Annotated in this window: 13 protein-coding genes and 1 pseudogene; 6 read left to right on the top strand and 8 right to left on the bottom strand. The window is 69.3% G+C overall.

Translation table 11 applies throughout. The annotated features are described in order from the left end of the window. Positions 1–9: 9 nt before the first annotated feature. Positions 10–2,442: a nitrite reductase large subunit NirB gene (nirB, locus tag FFI97_RS02345; RefSeq protein ID WP_139702823.1), complete on the bottom strand. Its 2,433-nt coding sequence runs from the start codon at positions 2,440–2,442 to the stop codon at positions 10–12. Positions 2,443–2,506: 64 nt separating this feature from the next. On the opposite strand from nirB, the gene FFI97_RS02340 reads away from it, so the two are divergent. Further along, positions 2,507–4,225 carry a bifunctional protein-serine/threonine kinase/phosphatase gene (locus tag FFI97_RS02340; RefSeq protein ID WP_139702822.1) on the top strand — a complete coding sequence of 573 codons (1,719 nt, stop codon included), beginning with the start codon at positions 2,507–2,509 and terminating at the stop codon, positions 4,223–4,225. Positions 4,226–4,245: 20 nt separating this feature from the next. Here FFI97_RS02340 and FFI97_RS02335 read toward each other — a convergent pair whose 3' ends face one another. Continuing rightward, entirely contained in the window at positions 4,246–5,511 is a 1,266-nt protein-coding gene (locus FFI97_RS02335) for an MFS transporter (RefSeq protein ID WP_139702821.1), read from the bottom strand. 260 nt (positions 5,512–5,771) lie between these two features. Here FFI97_RS02335 and FFI97_RS02330 point away from each other — a divergent pair, with 260 nt between their 5' ends. Next, the gene (locus FFI97_RS02330) at positions 5,772–7,055 is read left to right on the top strand and encodes a type IV pili methyl-accepting chemotaxis transducer N-terminal domain-containing protein (RefSeq protein ID WP_139702820.1); all 1,284 of its coding nucleotides are present in this window, start codon (positions 5,772–5,774) and stop codon (positions 7,053–7,055) included. A gap of 25 nt (positions 7,056–7,080) precedes the next feature. Here the strand turns inward: FFI97_RS02330 and FFI97_RS02325 are convergent, their stop codons facing one another. The 4 genes from FFI97_RS02325 to FFI97_RS02310 all read right to left on the bottom strand — a co-directional run bounded on the left by FFI97_RS02325 (position 7,081) and on the right by FFI97_RS02310 (position 11,655). Continuing rightward, a complete protein-coding gene (locus FFI97_RS02325; RefSeq protein WP_070063125.1) occupies positions 7,081–7,890 on the bottom strand; it encodes an ABC transporter ATP-binding protein in 810 nt (269 codons plus the stop codon). Beyond that, positions 7,887–8,810: a nitrate ABC transporter permease gene (gene ntrB / locus FFI97_RS02320; protein WP_139702819.1), complete on the bottom strand. Its 924-nt coding sequence runs from the start codon at positions 8,808–8,810 to the stop codon at positions 7,887–7,889. The genes FFI97_RS02325 and ntrB overlap by 4 nt, the downstream gene beginning before the upstream one ends. 13 nt (positions 8,811–8,823) lie before the next feature. After that, positions 8,824–10,071, bottom strand: a complete 1,248-nt coding sequence (locus FFI97_RS02315; RefSeq protein WP_062475451.1) for a CmpA/NrtA family ABC transporter substrate-binding protein — start codon at positions 10,069–10,071, stop codon at positions 8,824–8,826. A 318-nt stretch (positions 10,072–10,389) separates the two neighbouring features. Next, complete coding sequence (locus FFI97_RS02310) at positions 10,390–11,655, bottom strand: nitrate regulatory protein (RefSeq protein ID WP_062475447.1); 1,266 nt, start codon at positions 11,653–11,655, stop codon at positions 10,390–10,392. A 100-nt stretch (positions 11,656–11,755) separates the two neighbouring features. On the opposite strand from FFI97_RS02310, the gene tsaD reads away from it, so the two are divergent. Further along, entirely contained in the window at positions 11,756–12,817 is a 1,062-nt protein-coding gene (tsaD, locus tag FFI97_RS02305) for a tRNA (adenosine(37)-N6)-threonylcarbamoyltransferase complex transferase subunit TsaD (RefSeq protein WP_139702818.1), read from the top strand. Here the strand turns inward: tsaD and FFI97_RS02300 are convergent. Together FFI97_RS02300 and FFI97_RS02295 are read right to left on the bottom strand one after the other, a co-directional pair. Further along, positions 12,753–13,511, bottom strand: a complete 759-nt coding sequence (locus FFI97_RS02300; protein ID WP_062475441.1) for an alpha/beta hydrolase — start codon at positions 13,509–13,511, stop codon at positions 12,753–12,755. The genes tsaD and FFI97_RS02300 overlap by 65 nt on opposite strands. Before the next feature lie 190 nt (positions 13,512–13,701). Next, the gene (locus FFI97_RS02295; RefSeq protein ID WP_139702817.1) at positions 13,702–14,070 is read right to left on the bottom strand and encodes an Hsp20/alpha crystallin family protein; all 369 of its coding nucleotides are present in this window, start codon (positions 14,068–14,070) and stop codon (positions 13,702–13,704) included. A gap of 127 nt (positions 14,071–14,197) precedes the next feature. On the opposite strand from FFI97_RS02295, the gene FFI97_RS02290 reads away from it, so the two are divergent. The 3 genes and pseudogenes from FFI97_RS02290 (at position 14,198) to FFI97_RS02280 (ending at position 17,487) form a co-directional block, all read left to right on the top strand. After that, positions 14,198–15,481 (top strand): branched-chain amino acid ABC transporter substrate-binding protein, encoded by a 1,284-nt coding sequence (locus tag FFI97_RS02290; protein ID WP_139702816.1) that lies wholly within the window; start codon positions 14,198–14,200, stop codon positions 15,479–15,481. A gap of 30 nt (positions 15,482–15,511) precedes the next feature. Further along, a pseudogene (locus FFI97_RS02285) lies at positions 15,512–16,681 on the top strand (pyridoxal phosphate-dependent aminotransferase); the annotation flags it as partial. Positions 16,682–16,692: 11 nt separating this feature from the next. After that, complete coding sequence (locus tag FFI97_RS02280; RefSeq protein ID WP_139702814.1) at positions 16,693–17,487, top strand: AraC family transcriptional regulator; 795 nt, start codon at positions 16,693–16,695, stop codon at positions 17,485–17,487. Positions 17,488–17,493 lie beyond the last annotated feature (6 nt).

The following is a 17,493-nucleotide window of genomic DNA, read 5'->3' as shown; positions in this document are numbered from 1 at the left end:
TCGCTCCGATCACACGCTCAGCGGCGCAAACTGCCGCACGTCCACCGAGGCCTGCGCCGATTCGAACCACGGGTCGGGCTCGCCGTCGAGCGCGAACTGCAGCCGTTCCCACAGCGCTTTGCGGCCCTCGGCGTCTTCGAGGACCTTCTTCTTCACGTAGTCCAGCCCGACGCGGCCGATGTAGTGCACGGTGCGCTCCAGGTACCAGCCTTCCTCGCGGTACAGCTGCAGGAAGGCGCCGGCGTGTTCCATCACTTCCTCGGCGGTCTTCACCTTCACGAGGAACTGCGCCACCTCGGTCTTGATGCCGCCGTTGCCGCCCACGTACAGCTCCCAGCCCGAGTCGACGCCGATCACGCCGACGTCCTTGATGCCGGCCTCCGCGCAGTTGCGCGGGCAGCCCGACACGGCCAGCTTGACCTTGTGCGGCGAGTACATGGCCCACAGCGCGCGCTCCAGGTCCTTGCCCATCTGCGTGGAGTCCTGCGTGCCGAAGCGGCACCACTCGCTGCCCACGCAGGTCTTCACCGTGCGCAGCGACTTCGCATAGGCAAAGCCCGAGGGCATGCCGATGTCCTTCCACACGCCTTCCAGGTCTTCCTTCTTCACGCCCAGCAGGTCGATGCGCTGGCCGCCCGTGACCTTGACGGTCGGGATCTTGTACTTGTCGGCCGCGTCGGCGATGCGGCGCAGTTCGTCGGGCGTGGTGTGGCCGCCCCACATGCGCGGAATGACGGAGTAGGTGCCGTCCTTCTGGATGTTGGCGTGGCTGCGCTCGTTGATGAAGCGGCTCTGCGGATCGTCCTTCGCTTCTTTCGGCCAGGTGCTGATGAGGTAGTAGTTGACGGCCGGGCGGCAGGTGGCGCAGCCGTTGGGTGTGCGCCAGCCCATGCCGCGGTAGACCGCGTCGTGCGTGAGCCAGTGCTCCTTGCGGATCGCGTCGCGCACGTCCTGGTGGCTCATGTCGGTGCAGCCGCAGATCGCCTTCTTCTTCGGCGTGGCCGAGTAGTCGCCGCCGGCCGTGAACATCAAAATCTGCTCGACCAGCCCGGTGCACGAGCCGCAGCTGGCGCTGGCCTTGGTGTGCTTCTTCACCTCGTCGAGCGTGAACAGGCCCTTCTCCTTGATGGCCTTGCAGATGGTGCCCTTGTTCACGCCGTTGCAGCCGCACACCTCGGCGTCGTCGGGCATGCTCGCGGCCTTGCTGTGGCCCTCGTGGCCGGTGTCGCCGATGTTCGACTCGCCGAACATCAGCTTGTCGCGGATGTCGTGCACGCTGCGCCCGTCGCGCAGCAGCTTGAAGTACCAGCTGCCGTCCACCGTGTCGCCGTACAGGCAGGCGCCGATGAGCTTGTCGTCCTTGAGCACCAGCTTCTTGTAGACGCCGCCGAAGGGGTCGCTCATGACGATCTCCTCGGTGCCTTCGCCGCCCATGAACTCGCCGGCGCTGAACAGGTCGATGCCCGTCACCTTGAGCTTGGTGGACGTGAGCGACCCCAGGTAGCGTCCGATGCCGAACAGCGCCAGGTGGTTGGCCGCCACCTTGGCCTGCTCGAACAGCGGCGCGACCAGGCCGTAGGCGATGCCGCGGTGCGCCGCGCATTCGCCCACCGAGTAGATGCGCGCATCGGTCACCGTCTGCATCGTGTCGGTCACCACGATGCCGCGGTTGCAGTGCAGGCGCATCTTCTCGGCCAGCTCGACGTTGGGGCGGATGCCCACGGCCATCACCACGAGGTCGGCCGCGACCTCGGTCCCGTCCTTGAAGCGGATCGCCTTCACGCGGCCATCGTCGCCACCGACCAGGTCCTGCGTCTGCGCGCCCATGAGGAATTTCAGGCCACGGTCTTCGAGCGACTTTTGCAGCAGCTTGCCCGCCACGTCGTCGAGCTGGCGTTCCATGAGCCAGGGCATCACATGCACCACCGTCACGGTCATGCCGCGCAGCATCAGGCCGTTGGCCGCTTCGAGGCCGAGCAGGCCGCCGCCGATGACCACGGCGTTCTTGTGCGTGCGCGCGGTCTCGATCATGTAGTCGGTGTCGGCGATGTCGCGGTAGGCGATCACGCCCTTCAGGTCCTTGCCGGGCACGGGCAGCATGAAGGGGTTGGAGCCGGTGCACATCAGCAGGCGGTCGTAGGGCGCCTCGGTGCCATCTTCCGCGCGCACGATGCGGTTCACGCGGTCGACCTCGACCACCTTCTTGCCGGCATGCAGCGTGATGTGGTTGTCCGAGTACCACTCCCAGCTGTTGAGCACGATCTCGTCCACCGTCTGCTCGCCCGCGAGCACGGGCGACAGCAGGATGCGGTTGTAGTTGGGGTGCGGCTCGGCGCCGAAGACGGTGATGTCGTACAGGTCGGGTGCGATCTTCAGCAGCTCTTCGAGCGTGCGCACGCCGGCCATGCCGTTGCCGACCATCACGAGTTTCATTTTCTTCATGGGGCGGGACCTTTCAGGGAAATCAACCGAACGACGGCCCGCGGCGCGCGGTCAGAATCGCGCCATGAGCTTTGAAGTGGACATCGGCTACAGCAGCCAGCGCGGGCCGCGCGACGCGAACGAAGACTTCGCCGGCACGGTGCATGCGCCGGCCGGCGACGAGGCACGCGGGCTCATCGCGGCGATTGCCGACGGGGTCTCGAGCGGCGGACGCGGCCGCGAAGCGGCGCAGACCACGGTGATGGGCCTGCTGGCCGACTACTTCGCCACGCCCGCGACCTGGGAGCCGACCGCCGCGCTCGACCGCCTGATCGGCGCGCAGAACGGCTGGCTCGCCGACCACAACCGCCGGCGCCAGGGCAAGCAGGAGGGCGCGGGCACGGCGCTCACCACGCTCACCGCGCTGGTGCTGCACGGCCAGAGCTACACGCTGGCCCACGTGGGCGACACCCGCGCCTGGCGCGTGCGCGCCGACGGCGAACCCGCGCAGCTGCTCACGCAGGACCACGCCTTCGACCACCCCGACATGCGCAGCCGGCTCACGCGCGCCATCGGCCTGGACGATCAGGTGCGGGTCGACTACCTGCAGGGCGACGTGCGCGTGGGCGACTGCTTCGTGCTCAGCACCGACGGCGTGCACGGCGTGCTCAAGCCGCAGCAGGTGGCCGCGCTCGCGCTGCAGGGCGACGCCGAGGCCGCGAGCGAGGCGCTGGTGCAGGCGGCGCTCGAAGCCGGCACGCGCGACAACGCGACCGCGCTGGTGATCCGCGTGGTGGGGCTGGACGCGCGCCAGCTCGACGACGAACTCGGCGACGGCCGCCGCCTGGCGCCGCCGCCGTGGCTCAAGGTGGGCGACGTGCTCGACGGCTATGTCGTCACCGGGCTGGTGGCCGACACCGGCGTGCACCTGCTGTACCAGGCGCGCCATCCGGTCACGCGCGAACTGGTTGCGCTCAAGACCCTGCACCCCTCGCGCGCCGGCGACCCGCAGGAGCGCGCGATGCTGGCGCACGAGGCCTGGCTGGGTCAGCGCGTGGGGCAGGGCGGCGGCTTCGTGCGCGTGCACGAGCGTGCGCCCGACGCCAGCGCGCTGTACATCGTGTTCGACTGGCACGGCGGGCGCACGCTCGAGCAGATGCGCAAGGACGGCACGCGCGGCACCGTGGCCGAGGTGGTCGCCGCGGCCATCGAGGTGAGCCGCGCGCTCGGGCGGCTGCACCGCCACGGCGTGGTCCACCGCGACATCAAGCCCGGCAACCTGCACCGGGGCGACGACGGGCGCTGGCGCATCCTCGACCTGGGCGTGGCGATCTCGGGCCGCGAAGGCGCGGCGCAGCGCGAGCTGCATGCGGGCACGCCGAGCTACATCAACCCCGAGCAGTGGGAAGAGGGCGGCGTGGCCGATGCGGGCAGCGACCTGTTCGCGCTCGGCGCCACGCTCTACCAGTGGCTGGGCGGGCACCTGCCCTACGGCGAGATCGAGCCCTACCAGGTGGCGCGCTACCGGCGCGATCCGGTCGCGCTCTCGCGCCTGCGACCCGACGTGCCCGTGTGGCTCGACCACCTCGTGCGCAAGGCCGTGGCCCGCGACCCGCGCGAACGCTTCGAGACCGCCGAGGAGATGCTGCTCGCGCTGGAGCGCGGCGCCTCGCGCCCCGTGAACGCGCCCGCCGCCACGCCGCTGATCCGCCGCGACCCGCTCGCGCTGTACCAGCTCGCGCTCGGCGTGTCCGTGCTGTTCAACGTGCTGCTCATCGTGTGGCTTCTCTTCCTGCCACGTTGAGCGGGGGCGGGCGAAGAGGCTCATGAACGGGCGGCCTTGCGAACAGGCGAGGGCTTGGCAACCGCAGGGGCCGGGGTGACGCGCGCGCGTCCGCCTTTTTCGGCCCAGGTGCGTGTCCAGCGGATCTGCATCACGCGCATCACGCCCAGCATCGCCAGCGAGAGCGCACCGAAGAACACGAAGCCCCAGGCATAGCTGCCCAGGTACTGCTTCGACAGGCCCATGGCGTTGGGCACCAGGCCGCCGCCGAGGGCGCCGATCTCGCCGATCATCGAGCCGGCCACCGCCGTGCTCGTGGGCCAGCGCAGCGGCACCAGCTGGAACAGCGCGCCGTTGCCCGCGCCCAGCGCGGCGAAGCAGACGATGAGCAGCAGCGTGGTGAGCGCCAACGAGCCCGACGAGAAGCCCACCAGCACGAGGCCCACGGCCACCACCAGCAGCACCACCGTGAGCGTGTTCACGCCGCCCCAGCGGTCGGACAGCCAGCCGCCCACGATGCGCACCGCCGCGCCCATGAAGGCCGCGAGCATCGTCAGCTGGCCGGCCTGCACCTTGCTCACGCCGAACTGGTCGTAGTAGTACGAGGGCAGGAAGGTCGTGAGGCCGATGAAGCCGCCGAAGGTCACGCCGTAGATCAGGCTGAAGACCCAGCCGTCTTTCTCGAACAGGCAGGCGATGTGGGCGCGGAAGCTGCCGTGCGGGTCCACGTCCGGCGGCTCCTTGGCGAAGACCACCATCACGACCATCGGGATGAGGATGGCGACGGCGGCCACGCCGTACACCGCCTGCCAGCCCAGCCAGTTGGCCAGCGGCGGCGCCACCAGCACCGACACGGCCGTGCCCACGTTGCCTGCGCCCACGAGGCCCATCGCCAGGCCCTTGTGCTGCGGCGGGAACCAGCCCGAGCCCAGCGACAGCGCCACGCCGAAGCTCGCACCCGCGATGCCCAGCAGCACGCCCATGGCGAGGAGGTCGTTGAAGCTCTTCACGAAGAAGAAGCCGAACAGCATCGCCACGGCGATGAGGCCCATCTCGACCAGCGTGGCCTTCTTGCGGCCGATGTACTGCGACAGCAGGCCCAGCGGAAAGCGCATGAGCGCGCCCGCGATGATCGGCACCGACAGCATCAGGCCCTTCTGCGCGGGCGAGAGGTTGAAGGTCTCGCCGATGAAGGGCGCCATGGCGCCGTTGAGCACCCAGATGCAGCAGGAGAACGAGAAGTACAGGAAGGCCGCGAACAGGGTCGGACTGTGGCCTGACTGCAAGAAATTCCTGAAACCGGACATGGCGTTCAAAGGTGCAAAAAGCCGCGGCGCGACCGGGCAGCGGTCGTGTCGACGGACAGGGGTGGAGTCGGGAGGCCGGCGGCGAATGCCGTCGACATGGGGGTGAGCCCGGCCTGAGGAGGGCCGGGTTGGATGCAGGAACCTGCAGCCTCACCAAAGCGGTGCTTCGTTACACCGTGCCCCCTTCGATGCAAGAGGCGTGCCTGCGGATGCAGGCTGGCGTGGCCTATGCTTCCCGGGCCTTGCCACACCTTGCCGCCATGTCCCTTCTCGTCGTCCTTTCCCCTGAACCCGCTGAAGGCGAGCCCTTGCCGGCGTCGCTGCAGCAGTCGATCGATGCCGCGGGCGTCGCGGTGCTCGGGCGCGCGGGCTGCCACACGCTGGTGCAGCGCACGCAGGCGCTCGCACCGTCGATGGTCCTGGTGCATCTGGATGCAACAGAGCCGCAACTCGACGCGCTGCTCGATGCGCTGGCCCCCTGGGGCGGCGCACCGCCGTGCGCCCTGGGCGTGATGAGCGCACCGCTGGATGGCGCGCAGCACGCAGCGCTCGTGGCCGCGGGCGTGCACGGGTGGGTACCCATCGATGGCGTCGATTCGCTCGCGGCACTGATCGCGCAGGCGCAGGCCCGCTGGACCCGCGAGGCCGCGCTGCGCACCGAGCTCGACGCCCTGCGCACGCGCATGGACGAGCGCAAGTGGGTCGACCGTGCCAAGGGCCTGCTGATGTCCGCGCGCGGCATCGGCGAGGACGAGGCCTTCGGCCTGCTGCGCGGCGCCGCGATGCACGCCAACCTGCGGCTGGGCGAGGTGTCGCGCTCGGTCATCGAGGCCGCGCAGTGGGCCGAGGCGATCAATCGCGCGGGGCAGCTGCGCATGCTCTCGCAGCGGCTGGTGCGCGTGGCGGCGCAGCTCGCGGCCGGCATCGATGCGCAGCGCGCGCGCGTGCTGCGCACGCAGTCGACCGAGCGCGTGCAACAGACGCTGGATCATCTGACGGCCCTCGAGCTGGGCCCGGCCGGCGTGCAGGCGCTCGGCGAGGTGCAGGCCGCGTGGCTCGCGCTGGCCGCGCTGCTGACCGCCAAGCCCGCGTCGACAGGGCTTGCTGCGATCGATGCGCGCGGCGAGGCCCTGCTGTCGGCGGCTGAGGCCCTGACGGACGCGCTGGAGGCCTCGGGTGCGCGGCGCGCGCTGCGCATCGTCAACATCTGCGGGCGGCAGCGCATGCGCGCACAGCGGCTGGCCAAGGACGCGCTGCTGGTCTCGACGCTCGCGGCCGGCACCTCGCGCGAGCGGCTGTTGCCGACCATGAACGAATTCGAAGCCGCGCTGCTGGAGCTGGAGCGCGCGCCGCTCAGCTCGCCCGAGATCCGCGCCGGGCTGGCGAGCGCGCGCGACGAATGGCTGCGCCTCGTCGGCGGCGTGCAGGCGCTCGACAGTGCCGAAGGGCGCGCCACGCTGGTGCGTTCCAGCGAGGCGCTCGTGGACACCTTCGAGCGCCTCACGGGGTGGTACGAGCACAGCCTGCAGGTCATCATGTCTTGATGCCCGTCGTGCTGCGCCTGCCGGGTCAGGCCGCGGCCTTCTCCACATGCGCCTGGCGCGTGTAGAGAAAATCGATCACCGCCTTGCGCGCATGCACATAGGCCGGGTCTTCGGCCAGCGCCACGCGGTTGCGCGGGCGCGCGATGTCCACCGCCAGCACGTCGCCGATGGTGGCGGCCGGGCCGTTGGTGAGCATCACGATGCGGTCGCTGAGCAGCACGGCCTCGTCGACGTCGTGCGTGACCATGACGACCGTGCTGCGCGTCTTCTGCACGATGGCGAGCAGCTCGTCCTGCAGCTTGGCGCGGGTGAGGGCGTCGAGCGCGCCGAAGGGCTCGTCCATCAGCAGCACCTTGGGCTCCATCGACAGCGCACGGGCGATGCCCACGCGCTGCTTCATGCCGCCCGAGATTTCACCGGGCCGCTTCTGCGCGGCGGGCGTGAGGCCCACCAGCGCGAGGGCCGCGTCGGTGCGTTCGCGCAGCTGCGCCTTGTTCTCGGTGGCCGCGAACACGCGCTCGACCGCGAGGTACACGTTCTCGAAGCAGGTGAGCCAGGGCAGCAGCGAGTGGTTCTGGAACACCACGGCGCGCTCGGGGCCCGGGCCCTTGATTTCCTTGTTGGCGCACAGCAGCACGCCCTGCGTGGGCGTGGTCAGCCCGGCGATGAGGTTCAGCAGCGTCGACTTGCCGCAGCCCGAGTGGCCGATGAGCGTGACGAACTCACCCTTGGCCACGTTCAGGTTCACGTCGCGCAGCGCGACGAAGCGGCCCTTGGGCGTCTTGAACGCCTGTTCGACGTTGTGGATCTCGATGTACTTGGAATCGTCGTTCATGACTTCACCTCTTCGAACGTGAATGCGGTGGCGAGCTTGATGAGCGCGAACTCCAGCACCAGGCCGACGATGCCGATCACGAAGATCGCGATGATGATGTTGGCGACGTTGAGGTTGTTCCACTCGTCCCACACCCAGAAGCCGATGCCGACGCCCCCCGTGAGCATCTCGGCCGCGACGATCACCAGCCACGCGGTGCCCACCGCCAGGCGCACGCCGGTGAGCATGTAGGGCAGCACGGCGGGAAAGAGGATCTTGGTGAGGATCTTCCATTCGCTGAGGTTGAGCACCTTGGCCACGTTCATGTAGTCGCTGGGCACGCGCTGCACGCCCACGGCGGTGTTGATGACCATCGGCCAGATCGAGCAGATGAAGATGGTCCAGATCGCGGCCGGGTTGGCGCCCTTGAACACCAGCAGGCCGATGGGCAGCCAGGCCAGCGGCGACACCGGGCGCAGCAGGCTGATCAGCGGGTTGAACATGCGCGAGAGGAACTCGAAGCGCCCGATGGCGAAGCCGGCCGGAATGCCGACCGCCGCCGCCAGGCCGAAGCCCAGCGCCACGCGCTGCAGCGACGACAGCACGTTCCAGCCCACGCCCTGGTCGTTCGGACCCTTGCTGTAGAACGGATCGCTGAACACCGTGAGCGCCTGCTGCCAGGTGGCCAGCGGCGAGGGAAAGCCGGTGGTGCTCTTCATGGCCACGATCTCCCACACCAGCACCAGCAGGCCGAAGCCCAGGAACGGCGGGAGCACGCGCATCCAGAAGGCGCGCAGGTCCAGGGGCGAGCGGGTGCGGGGCACGGGGGCCGTCGCCGCAACGGCCGCAGCAGGGGCGGGTGCCGGGGGCCTGGACACCACGGGCGCGGTGACCTGCGAGGCCACGGCGTCGAGCGGGGAATGGAAGACAGCGCTGACCATGGTGCGTTTCTCCTCAGACATGGAGCTTGAAAGACTCGGCGTACTTCTTCGGGTCCTTGCCGTCCCAGACCGTGCCGTCGAAGAGCTTGCTGGTGCGCAGCACGTCCTTGGGCACGGGCGTCTGCGTGGCGGCGGCGGCCTGCTTGTAGATGTCGATGCGGTTGATCTCGGTGGCCACCTTCAGGTAGTCGGGGTGCTCCTTCAGCAGGCCCCAGCGCTTGTGCTGCGTGAGGAACCACATGCCGTCCGACAGGTACGGGAAGTTCACGGCGCCGCCGTTGTAGAACTTCATGTGGTTGGGGTCGTCCCAGCTCTTGCCCAGGCCGTTGGTGTAGCGGCCCAGGATGCGCTGGTTGATGGCGTCCACGCTGGTGTTGACGTAGCTCTTGTCAGCAATGGTTTCGGCCATCTTGTTCTTGTTCTGCAGGCCGGTGTCGATCCACTTGCCGGCCTCGAGGATCGCGGCCGTGACGGCGCGCGCGGTGTTCGGGTACTTTTTCGTGAACTCCGCGGTGCAGCCCAGCACCTTCTCGGGGTGGTCCTTCCAGATGTCCTGCGTCGTGATGCCGGTGAAGCCGATGCCGTCCATGATCGCGCGCTGGCCCCAGGGCTCGCCCACGCAGTAGCCGTCCATGTTGCCCACGCGCATGTTGGCCACCATCTGCGGGGGCGGCACGGTGATGTTCTTCACGTCCTTGAACGGATCGATGCCGGCCGAGGCGAGCCAGTAGTAGAGCCACATGGCGTGCGTGCCGGTGGGGAAGGTGTGGGCGAAGGTGTACTCGCCCTTTTCCTTGGCGATGAGCTTGGCGAGCGAGGCGGCATCGACCGCGCCCTTGTCGGCCAGCTTCTTCGACAGCGTGATGGCCTGGCCGTTGTTGTTCAGGGTCATGAGCACGGCCATGTCCTTCTTCGGGCCGCTCACGCCCAGGTGCATGCCGTACACGAGGCCGTAGAGCACGTGCGCCATGTCGAGGTCGCCGTTCACGAGCTTGTCGCGCACGCCGGCCCAGCTGGCTTCCTTGCTCGGCACGATCTTCACGCCGTACTTCTTGTCGATGCCCAGCACCGAAGCCATCACCACGCTGGCGCAATCGGTCAGCGGGATGAAGCCGATCTTCACTTCTTCTTTTTCGGGCTTGTCCGAGCCCTGGGCCCAGACGGCGGCGCGCAGCGCGGGGTCGATGCCCACGGCGCCGAGGGCGGCGGCCTGCAGCACGCGGCGCCGGCTCAGTTTGGTTTTCAGCAGCAGATCGGACATGGGCGGGGCTCCAGAAGTGAAAGACAAAAACGAAAAGGCGTCCGCACCGCGCAGGGGCTGCTCGTGAACGAGCCCTTGCGGGATGGGGACGCCTTTGTCCGGTTCGGTGGGCCGCACCCGCCGTTGGGTGCAACCTGCCTGAAGACCTTGCGGTCTGTGACAAGCTCCATGCAAGCGGTGTGCCAGCCCGAAGCCGCTGGTGGGAACTATGGAAAAGATAGCTGGCAGGGCGCGCCGGCGCAGGGAAAAGTTCCTGCCAGCCGGCACAACGGGGCGACGCACAACTGTTGTGCGCTGCACCAATCCAAGCGGCCCGGGTCAGCGCCGCGGTGCAGGCTCGAGCGGCAGGTAGTCGGCCATGGCCAGCATCGACTCGGCCACGTCGACGAGGCGGCGCTTCTGGTTCATGGCGGTCTGGCGCAGCATCTTGTGCGCCTCGGCCTCGCTCAGGCGCCGGTGCGCCATCAGCAGGCCCTTGGCGCGCTCGACGATCTTGCGTTCGTTGAGCGAGGCGCGCACGGTGTCGAGCTCGTCGCTCATGGCCTGCAGGCGCTGCGACTGCTCCTGGACCATGTCGAGCACCGAGCGCTCGAGGTGGCGCCCGAGCTGCGCCGGCGTGGCGTCCTGCGCCTGCTGGGCATCGTCGAAGAAAAGGGCGCCGCCGGCCTGCGGGGCCAGCGTGCCGAGCAGCTGCCGGTAGGCCGCCAGCTCGCTGCGCGCCTGGGCGGTCTTGTGGTCGCACAGCGCGCGCAGGTCGGCCGAGAGGCGGTTCTCGACCGTCTGCATGGCGTCGATGCGCCGCGTGCAGCAGTCGAACCAGGCCTGGCTCAGCAGCGCGTCGGCCGGCACCGAGGTGGCGCCCTTGCGGCGCAGGCGCTCGAGTTCGGCGAGCACGGCGTCCGACTGGCTGTCGTGCCACAGCGTGCGCACCGCGTCGCCCGAGAAATCGATGAACACCTGGAAGCAGCGCTCCTGCGACTCGATGAGGTGGCGCCACTGCTGGCGCTGCGCATCGTCGCCCCGGCCCAGCGCGAGCGCGGCGGCGCCGAAGGCACGCTCCTGGCCGGCGAACTCCTTGCCCTGCATGAAGTTGAACATCGCCACCAGCAGGCGCGAGATCTCGGGGTCGGTGGCGCCGTCGGCCGCCTCGAACACCACCGCCAGCAGGCCGGCCACCAGCTTGGCGAAGGCGGCCACGGCCTGGGCCGGCTGGAGTTCGAGCGCGTCGATGCGCCGGCGCAGCGCGGGCAGGGCGTCCAGGCCGGGCAGCACCCAGGCGATGCGGCTGAACAGGCGCGCGCCGTGGCCGGCGCCCACCGCGCGGTGGTGCTCGGCCTCGAGCCGGTCGAAGCCGGCGCGCACCTGCTGCTCGAGCGCCAGGCATTCGGCGATCTGCGGACCACGCTGGTCGGCAAAGCGCCCGCCGTGCGAGGCCAGGAACACATTCGACATGCCGCGCTCGCGCTGCAGCGCATGCACGAGCCGGCCGATGGCGCCGACCAGCTCGCTGGTGCGCGCGAGCTGGTCCAGCGCGTCGATCTCGCATCGGCGCGCGGCGATCAGGAAGCTCAGGCCGGAAGTCATTCGTGGGGGCGCAGAAGGAGCGCCTTCCGCTCGTGCAACTTCCGTGCCTCGCTTGCCCCTTCGCGGGCGCCGCCGGCGGGCGGCCCCTACACTCGGCGCCATGCTCTTGTTGGGAATCGAATCATCCTGCGACGAGACCGGCGTGGCGCTGGTCGAGTCGCACGGCGACGCGCTGCCGCTGCTGCGTTCGCACGCGCTGCACAGCCAGATCGCCATGCACCAGGCCTACGGCGGCGTGGTGCCCGAGCTGGCCAGCCGCGACCACATCCGCCGCGTGCTGCCGCTCACCGAAGCCGTCATGGCCGAGGCCGGGCGCTCGCTGGCCGAGATCGACGTGGTGGCCTACACGCGCGGCCCGGGCCTGGCCGGCGCGCTGCTCGTGGGCGCGGGCGTGGCCTGCGCGCTTGGCGTGGCGCTGGGCAAGCCGGTGCTGGGGGTGCATCACCTCGAAGGGCATCTGCTGTCGCCGTTCCTGAGCGCCGACCCGCCCGAATTTCCGTTCGTGGCGCTGCTGGTGTCGGGCGGCCACACGCAGCTGATGCGGGTCGACGGCGTGGGCCGCTACGAACTGCTCGGCGAGACCATCGACGACGCGGCCGGCGAGGCCTTCGACAAGAGCGCCAAGCTCATGGGCCTGCCGTACCCCGGCGGCCCCTGGCTCGCGAAGCTGGCCGAAGGCGGCGACGCCGCGGCCTTCAAGCTGCCGCGCCCGCTGCTGCACAGCGGCGACCTCGACTTTTCGTTTGCCGGCCTCAAGACGGCCGTGCTCACGCAGGCCAAGAAGCTCGGCGACCAGCTCGAGGCGCGCAAGGCCGACCTGGCCGCCTCCACGCAGGCGGCGATCGTCGAAGTGCTGCTGAAGAAGTCGCTCGCGGCGCTGGACCAGACCGGCCTGAAGCGGCTGGTGGTGGCCGGCGGCGTGGGGGCCAACAAGAACCTGCGCGAGCAACTGAACGCGGCCTGCGCCAAGCGCAAGGTGCGCGTGCACTACCCCGAGCTGCACCTGTGCACCGACAACGGCGCCATGATCGCCATGGCGGCCGCGATGCGGCTGCAGTCGGGTCTGTCGCAGGCCTCGGAGCGCTACGCCTTCGACGTCAAGCCGCGATGGCCGATGGCATCGCTGATGACGCCCGAGACGCCGCTGCCGGAAACCGTGTAGCCGGCTGCTGCCGTGCACGCCCCAGCGAGGGCAGCGGCAGCACGTCGAGCACATTGCGCCAGAGCTGGCGCCACTCGGGCCAGTCGTGGCCGCCTTCGGTCGTGAACACGCGCCCCGGCGGCAGGGCGTCCGCCAGCAGCTTGTGGTTGCTGGCGAAGCGGTCGGCCAGGCCGAAACCCAGGTACAGCGGCGGCAGGTCCTGGGAGGGCTTCGGCGCCAGGTACTGCTGGAAGAAGGGCCAGAGCTTGCGGTCGGGTTCCTCGTCGGGCTGCGGCCCGGTGGGCGCCTGCCAGGCGCGCAGGCCGCCGGCCTTCTTGATTTCCGCACCGAGCACGCGGCGCCCCAGGTAGGGCGCCAGCGCCACGATGCCGTCCACCGAGCCCGGGCGTGCCAGTTCGTGGATCAGTGCGCCGAACCCGCCGATGGAAATGCCGACCAGCCAGATCGAGGTGTAGCCCTTGGCCCGCTGGGGCTCGATGACGTCGGCGTGCAGCCGCTCGCTGAGGGTCTGGTCGTAGTAGTAGGAGACGTCCGCATCGACCAGCAGTGCGTCGGCTGCGAGGTGCCGCTCGCGCACGGCGCTGATGAAACCCTCGCGCTCGAACTCTTCGGGTTTGAGGTAGGCCCCTGGCAGGAAGATCAGGAGCGTGTCGGACCGTTCGTTGTCATTGGCTGACTGCAGGTGCGTTTTCATGGTGCCTTGAGGCACACCCGCTGTCCGCACCGCCCGGGAACTCGATGCGTTTACGAGATGCCCACGAAGAAGAAAGTACTAATAAATCGTCACATCATGTGACGTTATCCGGCACTATTGTGAATACGGCGCTTGTTTAAAGTCAAAACAAGCTGTCACTAACATTTTCTTCGTGGGGGCATCGCCGGGACTAGTTGATCTGCAAGTGCGAAACCTGGCTTGCCGGCACCAGCTTGCCGAGCTTCAGGGTCAGCACGCCGTTCTCCAGCTTGGCTTCGCTGGTGGCCAGGTCGATGGCTTGCGGCAGTTCGTAGGCGAGCTTGATCTGGCGCTTGGCTTCGGCCTTGCTTTCGATGCGGACCACGGCGCCTTCGATGGCCACCGACAGGTCTTCACGCGACAGGCCGGGCACGTCCAGCGACAGGGTCCAGCTCTTGTCGTCCTGCTCGACCAGGGGCGAGCGGCGGGCGCCGGCGAAGGCCTCGTTCACGAAGCGCTCGAAAGCGCGGTCGTGGGCACGGGGAGCGAAATGCGCGCGGTGGGTGGGGGTGAAGAACATGGCGAAAACTCCTGGGTGAATGAACACAATGGGGACATGGAATGTGTGTCCCTTACACTGCGCGGCCTTTCCATCGTGAGTGCCGCTTGACACCTCATCTAGGCGCATCGGCACGCGTTTCAAGACAATGAAAACCCCCTTTATTTGGCGCCGCCAGGCCTTGAAATTCGCAGCGGCGGCGCTATGCGCGACCCCGTTCGCCGGCCTGGCCCAGGCCCCGCAACCCGCCCCCATCCGGCTGGCGCTCATCGAGAGCATGAGTGGCCCGTTTGCCAACACCGGCGAGGCCGTGTTCCGCAACCTGCAGTGGGCCGTGGAGCGCGTGAACGCGCGCGGCGGCGTGAAGCTGCCGGGCGGCGCGCGGCCGCTGCAACTGGACCGCTACGACAGCAAGGGCCAGAACGAAGAGGCGCTGTCGGCGCTGCGCGCGGCCATGGACGACGGCACCCGCATCGTGCTGCAGGGCAACTCGTCGGTGACGGCCGCGGCGCTGATCGATGCCATCGACAAGAACAACGAGCGCGACCCGTCGCGGCGCGCGATCTTCCTGAACTACTCGGCGGTCGATCCGGTGCTGACCAACGAGCGCTGCAGCTTCTGGCACTTCCGCTTCGACGCCCACGCCGACATGCGCGTGGCCGCGCTGATGGACGTGGTCAAGGACGACGCGGCGCTCAAGCGCGTCTACCTGATCGGCCAGGACTACAGCTTCGGCCAGGCCGTGCTGCGCGAGTCGCGCCGCCAGCTGGGCGTGCAGCGCCCCGACGTGGAGATCGTCGGCGACGAACTGCACCCGATGGGCAAGGTGAAGGACTTCGCGCCCTACGCCACCAAGATCCTCGCCAGCGGCGCGCAGGCGGTGGTCACCGGCAACTGGGGCAACGACCTCACGCTGCTCGTGAAGGCCGCGCGCGAAGCCGGCTTCAACGGCAGCTTCTACACCTTCTACGGCAATGCGCTGGGCGCGCCGGCCGCCATCGGCGACGCGGGCATCGGCCGCGTGGTCGCCGTGGCCGACTGGCTGCCGAACGTGCAGACGCCGCAGTCCGAAGCCTTCTACCGCGCCTTCCGCACGCGCTTTCCGCGCCCGGCCGACGACTACGTGCACATGCGCATGCAGCTGCTGGTCGAGTCGCTCGCGCAGGCGCTGGAACGCGCGGGCAGCACCGAGGCCGTGCCGCTGGCGCGCGCGCTGGAGCAGGCCGACGTGAGCCTGTACGGCCAGCGTGGCCGCATGCGCGCGGCCGACCACCAGTTCCAGCAGCAGCTCGTGGTGGGCGTGATGGACAAGCAGGGCAAGCCCGGCGTGCAGTTCGACGTCGAGGGCTCGGGCTACGGCTTCCGCGTGATCAAGACGATCGCGCCCGAACGCGCCGAGCAGCCCACGTCCTGCAAGATGAAGCGCCCTTGAGGCAGACGACACCCGACAGCACAGGAACCCCCAGACATGCGTGAAGCCATCCACCACCTCGAAGCCTCGAAGATCCGCGAAGTCGCCAATGCCGGCATGGGCCGCGACGACGTGCTTGCCTTCTGGTTTGGCGAGAGCGACGAGGTCACTCCCGAGGTGATCCGCCAGGCGGCCATCGAGTCGCTGCAGCGCGGCGAAACCTTCTATGCGCACAACCTCGGCCTGCCCGAACTGCGCGAAGCCATCGCGCGCCACACCAGCCGCCTGCACCCGACGGTCGATGCTTCGCGCATCGCCGTCACCTCGGGCGGCGTGAGCGCGCTGATGCTCGCGGTGCAGGCGCTGGTCGACGCGGGCGACGACGTGGTCGCCGTCACGCCCGTGTGGCCCAACCTCACGGCGCAGCCGGCGATCATGGGCGCGCAGGTGCGCACCGTGCCGCTGGTGCCGGTGAACGGCCAGTGGACGCTCGACCTGCCTGCTTTGCGCGCCGCGGTCACGCCGAAGACGAAGCTGCTGATCGTCAACGCGCCGAACAACCCCACGGGCTGGACGATGACGCGGGACGAGCAGCAGGCCGTGCTCGACCACTGCCGCCAGACCGGCACCTGGATCCTGGCCGACGAGGTGTACGAGCGCCTGTACTTCGAGCCCACGCCAAACGGCTGTGCGCCGAGCTTTCTCGACATCTCGACGCCGGACGACCGCCTCGTCGTCACGCACAGCTTCTCGAAGAGCTTCCTCATGACCGGCTGGCGCCTCGGCTGGCTGGTGCTGCCGCCGGCGATGGTCGACGGCATCGGCAAGCTGATCGAGTTCAACACCTCGTGCGCCAGCGTGTTCACGCAGCGTGCCGCCATCGCCGCGCTCGAGCACACGGCCGACATCACGCCGCGCGTGGTCGCGCACCTGAAGCAATGCCGCGACACGCTGGTGCCGCTGTTGGCAGCCGTGCCGGGCGTGCAGGTGGCGCCGGCCAAGGGCGGCATGTACGCCTTCTTCCGGCTCGAAGGTTTCGGCGATTCGCTCGAACTCGCCAAGCGCCTCGTCGCCGAAGCGGGCCTGGGGCTCGCGCCGGGCAACGCCTTCGCGCCCGAGGCGCAGGGCTGGCTGCGCTGGTGCTTCGCGTCGAAAGACCCGCAGCGGCTGGTGCAGGGCGTCGAGCGGCTGCGCGGCTGGCTGGCCAAGCAGCAGGGCTGAGGCTTTTCGGCATGGCATCGAGCTCCGCGCCCGTCGATGCCGTGCGCATCCGCGGCTCGGCGCTGCCGGGCCTGCAGGCGATCGCGGCCGAATCGAAGCGCAGCTTTCCGCGCCACATGCACGACGTGTTCGGCATCGGCGTGATGGACCGCGGCGGACAGCGCTCGGCCAGCGGGCGCGGCGCGGTCGAGGCGGTGCGCGGCGATGTCATCACAGTCAATCCGGGCGAGGTGCACGATGGTGTCGCGATGCGCGGTGAAGCGCGGGCCTGGCGCATGCTGCATCTGGCGCCTGCGCTGCTGTCGGAGGGCGTGTCGCCGGGGTTCGAGCTGACGCGGCCGGTGCTGAGCGATCCGGCGCTGCGGCGGGGCTTCGACCGGTTGTTCGCGGCCGTCGTCGAAGGCGACGACGCGCTGGCGCTGGAGCAGGGCGTGCTGCAGCTGCTGCGCGATGCGCCTGGCGCGCGGGCTCCTGAGTCGCCACGGCGTGTGGCGCCGGCAGCGATGGAACGTGCGCGCGCACGCATCGCCGACGACTGCATCCATGCGCCCACGCTCGCTGAGCTGGCGCGTGAGGCCGGCCTGAGCCGCTACCAACTGCTGCGCGGCTTTGCTGCCGCCTTCGGGCTGCCGCCGCATGCCTGGCTGCAGCAATGCCGGCTGTCGCGCGCCCGTCAGCTGATCGCGCAGGGCAGGGCGCTGGCCGATGCCGCAGCCGGTGCAGGCTTCTCTGACCAGAGCCACATGACGCGGGCCTTCGTGCGCTTCCTGGGCTTCACGCCCGGGGCGTACGCGGCGGCGGGCTAGCTCGAT

The organism is Variovorax sp. KBS0712, assembly GCF_006323185.2.
In the GTDB taxonomy this organism is placed as follows: domain Bacteria; phylum Pseudomonadota; class Gammaproteobacteria; order Burkholderiales; family Burkholderiaceae_C; genus Variovorax; species Variovorax boronicumulans.
Note: the sequence above shows the minus strand (reverse complement) of the source record. Positions and strands in the feature narration are given on the sequence as shown.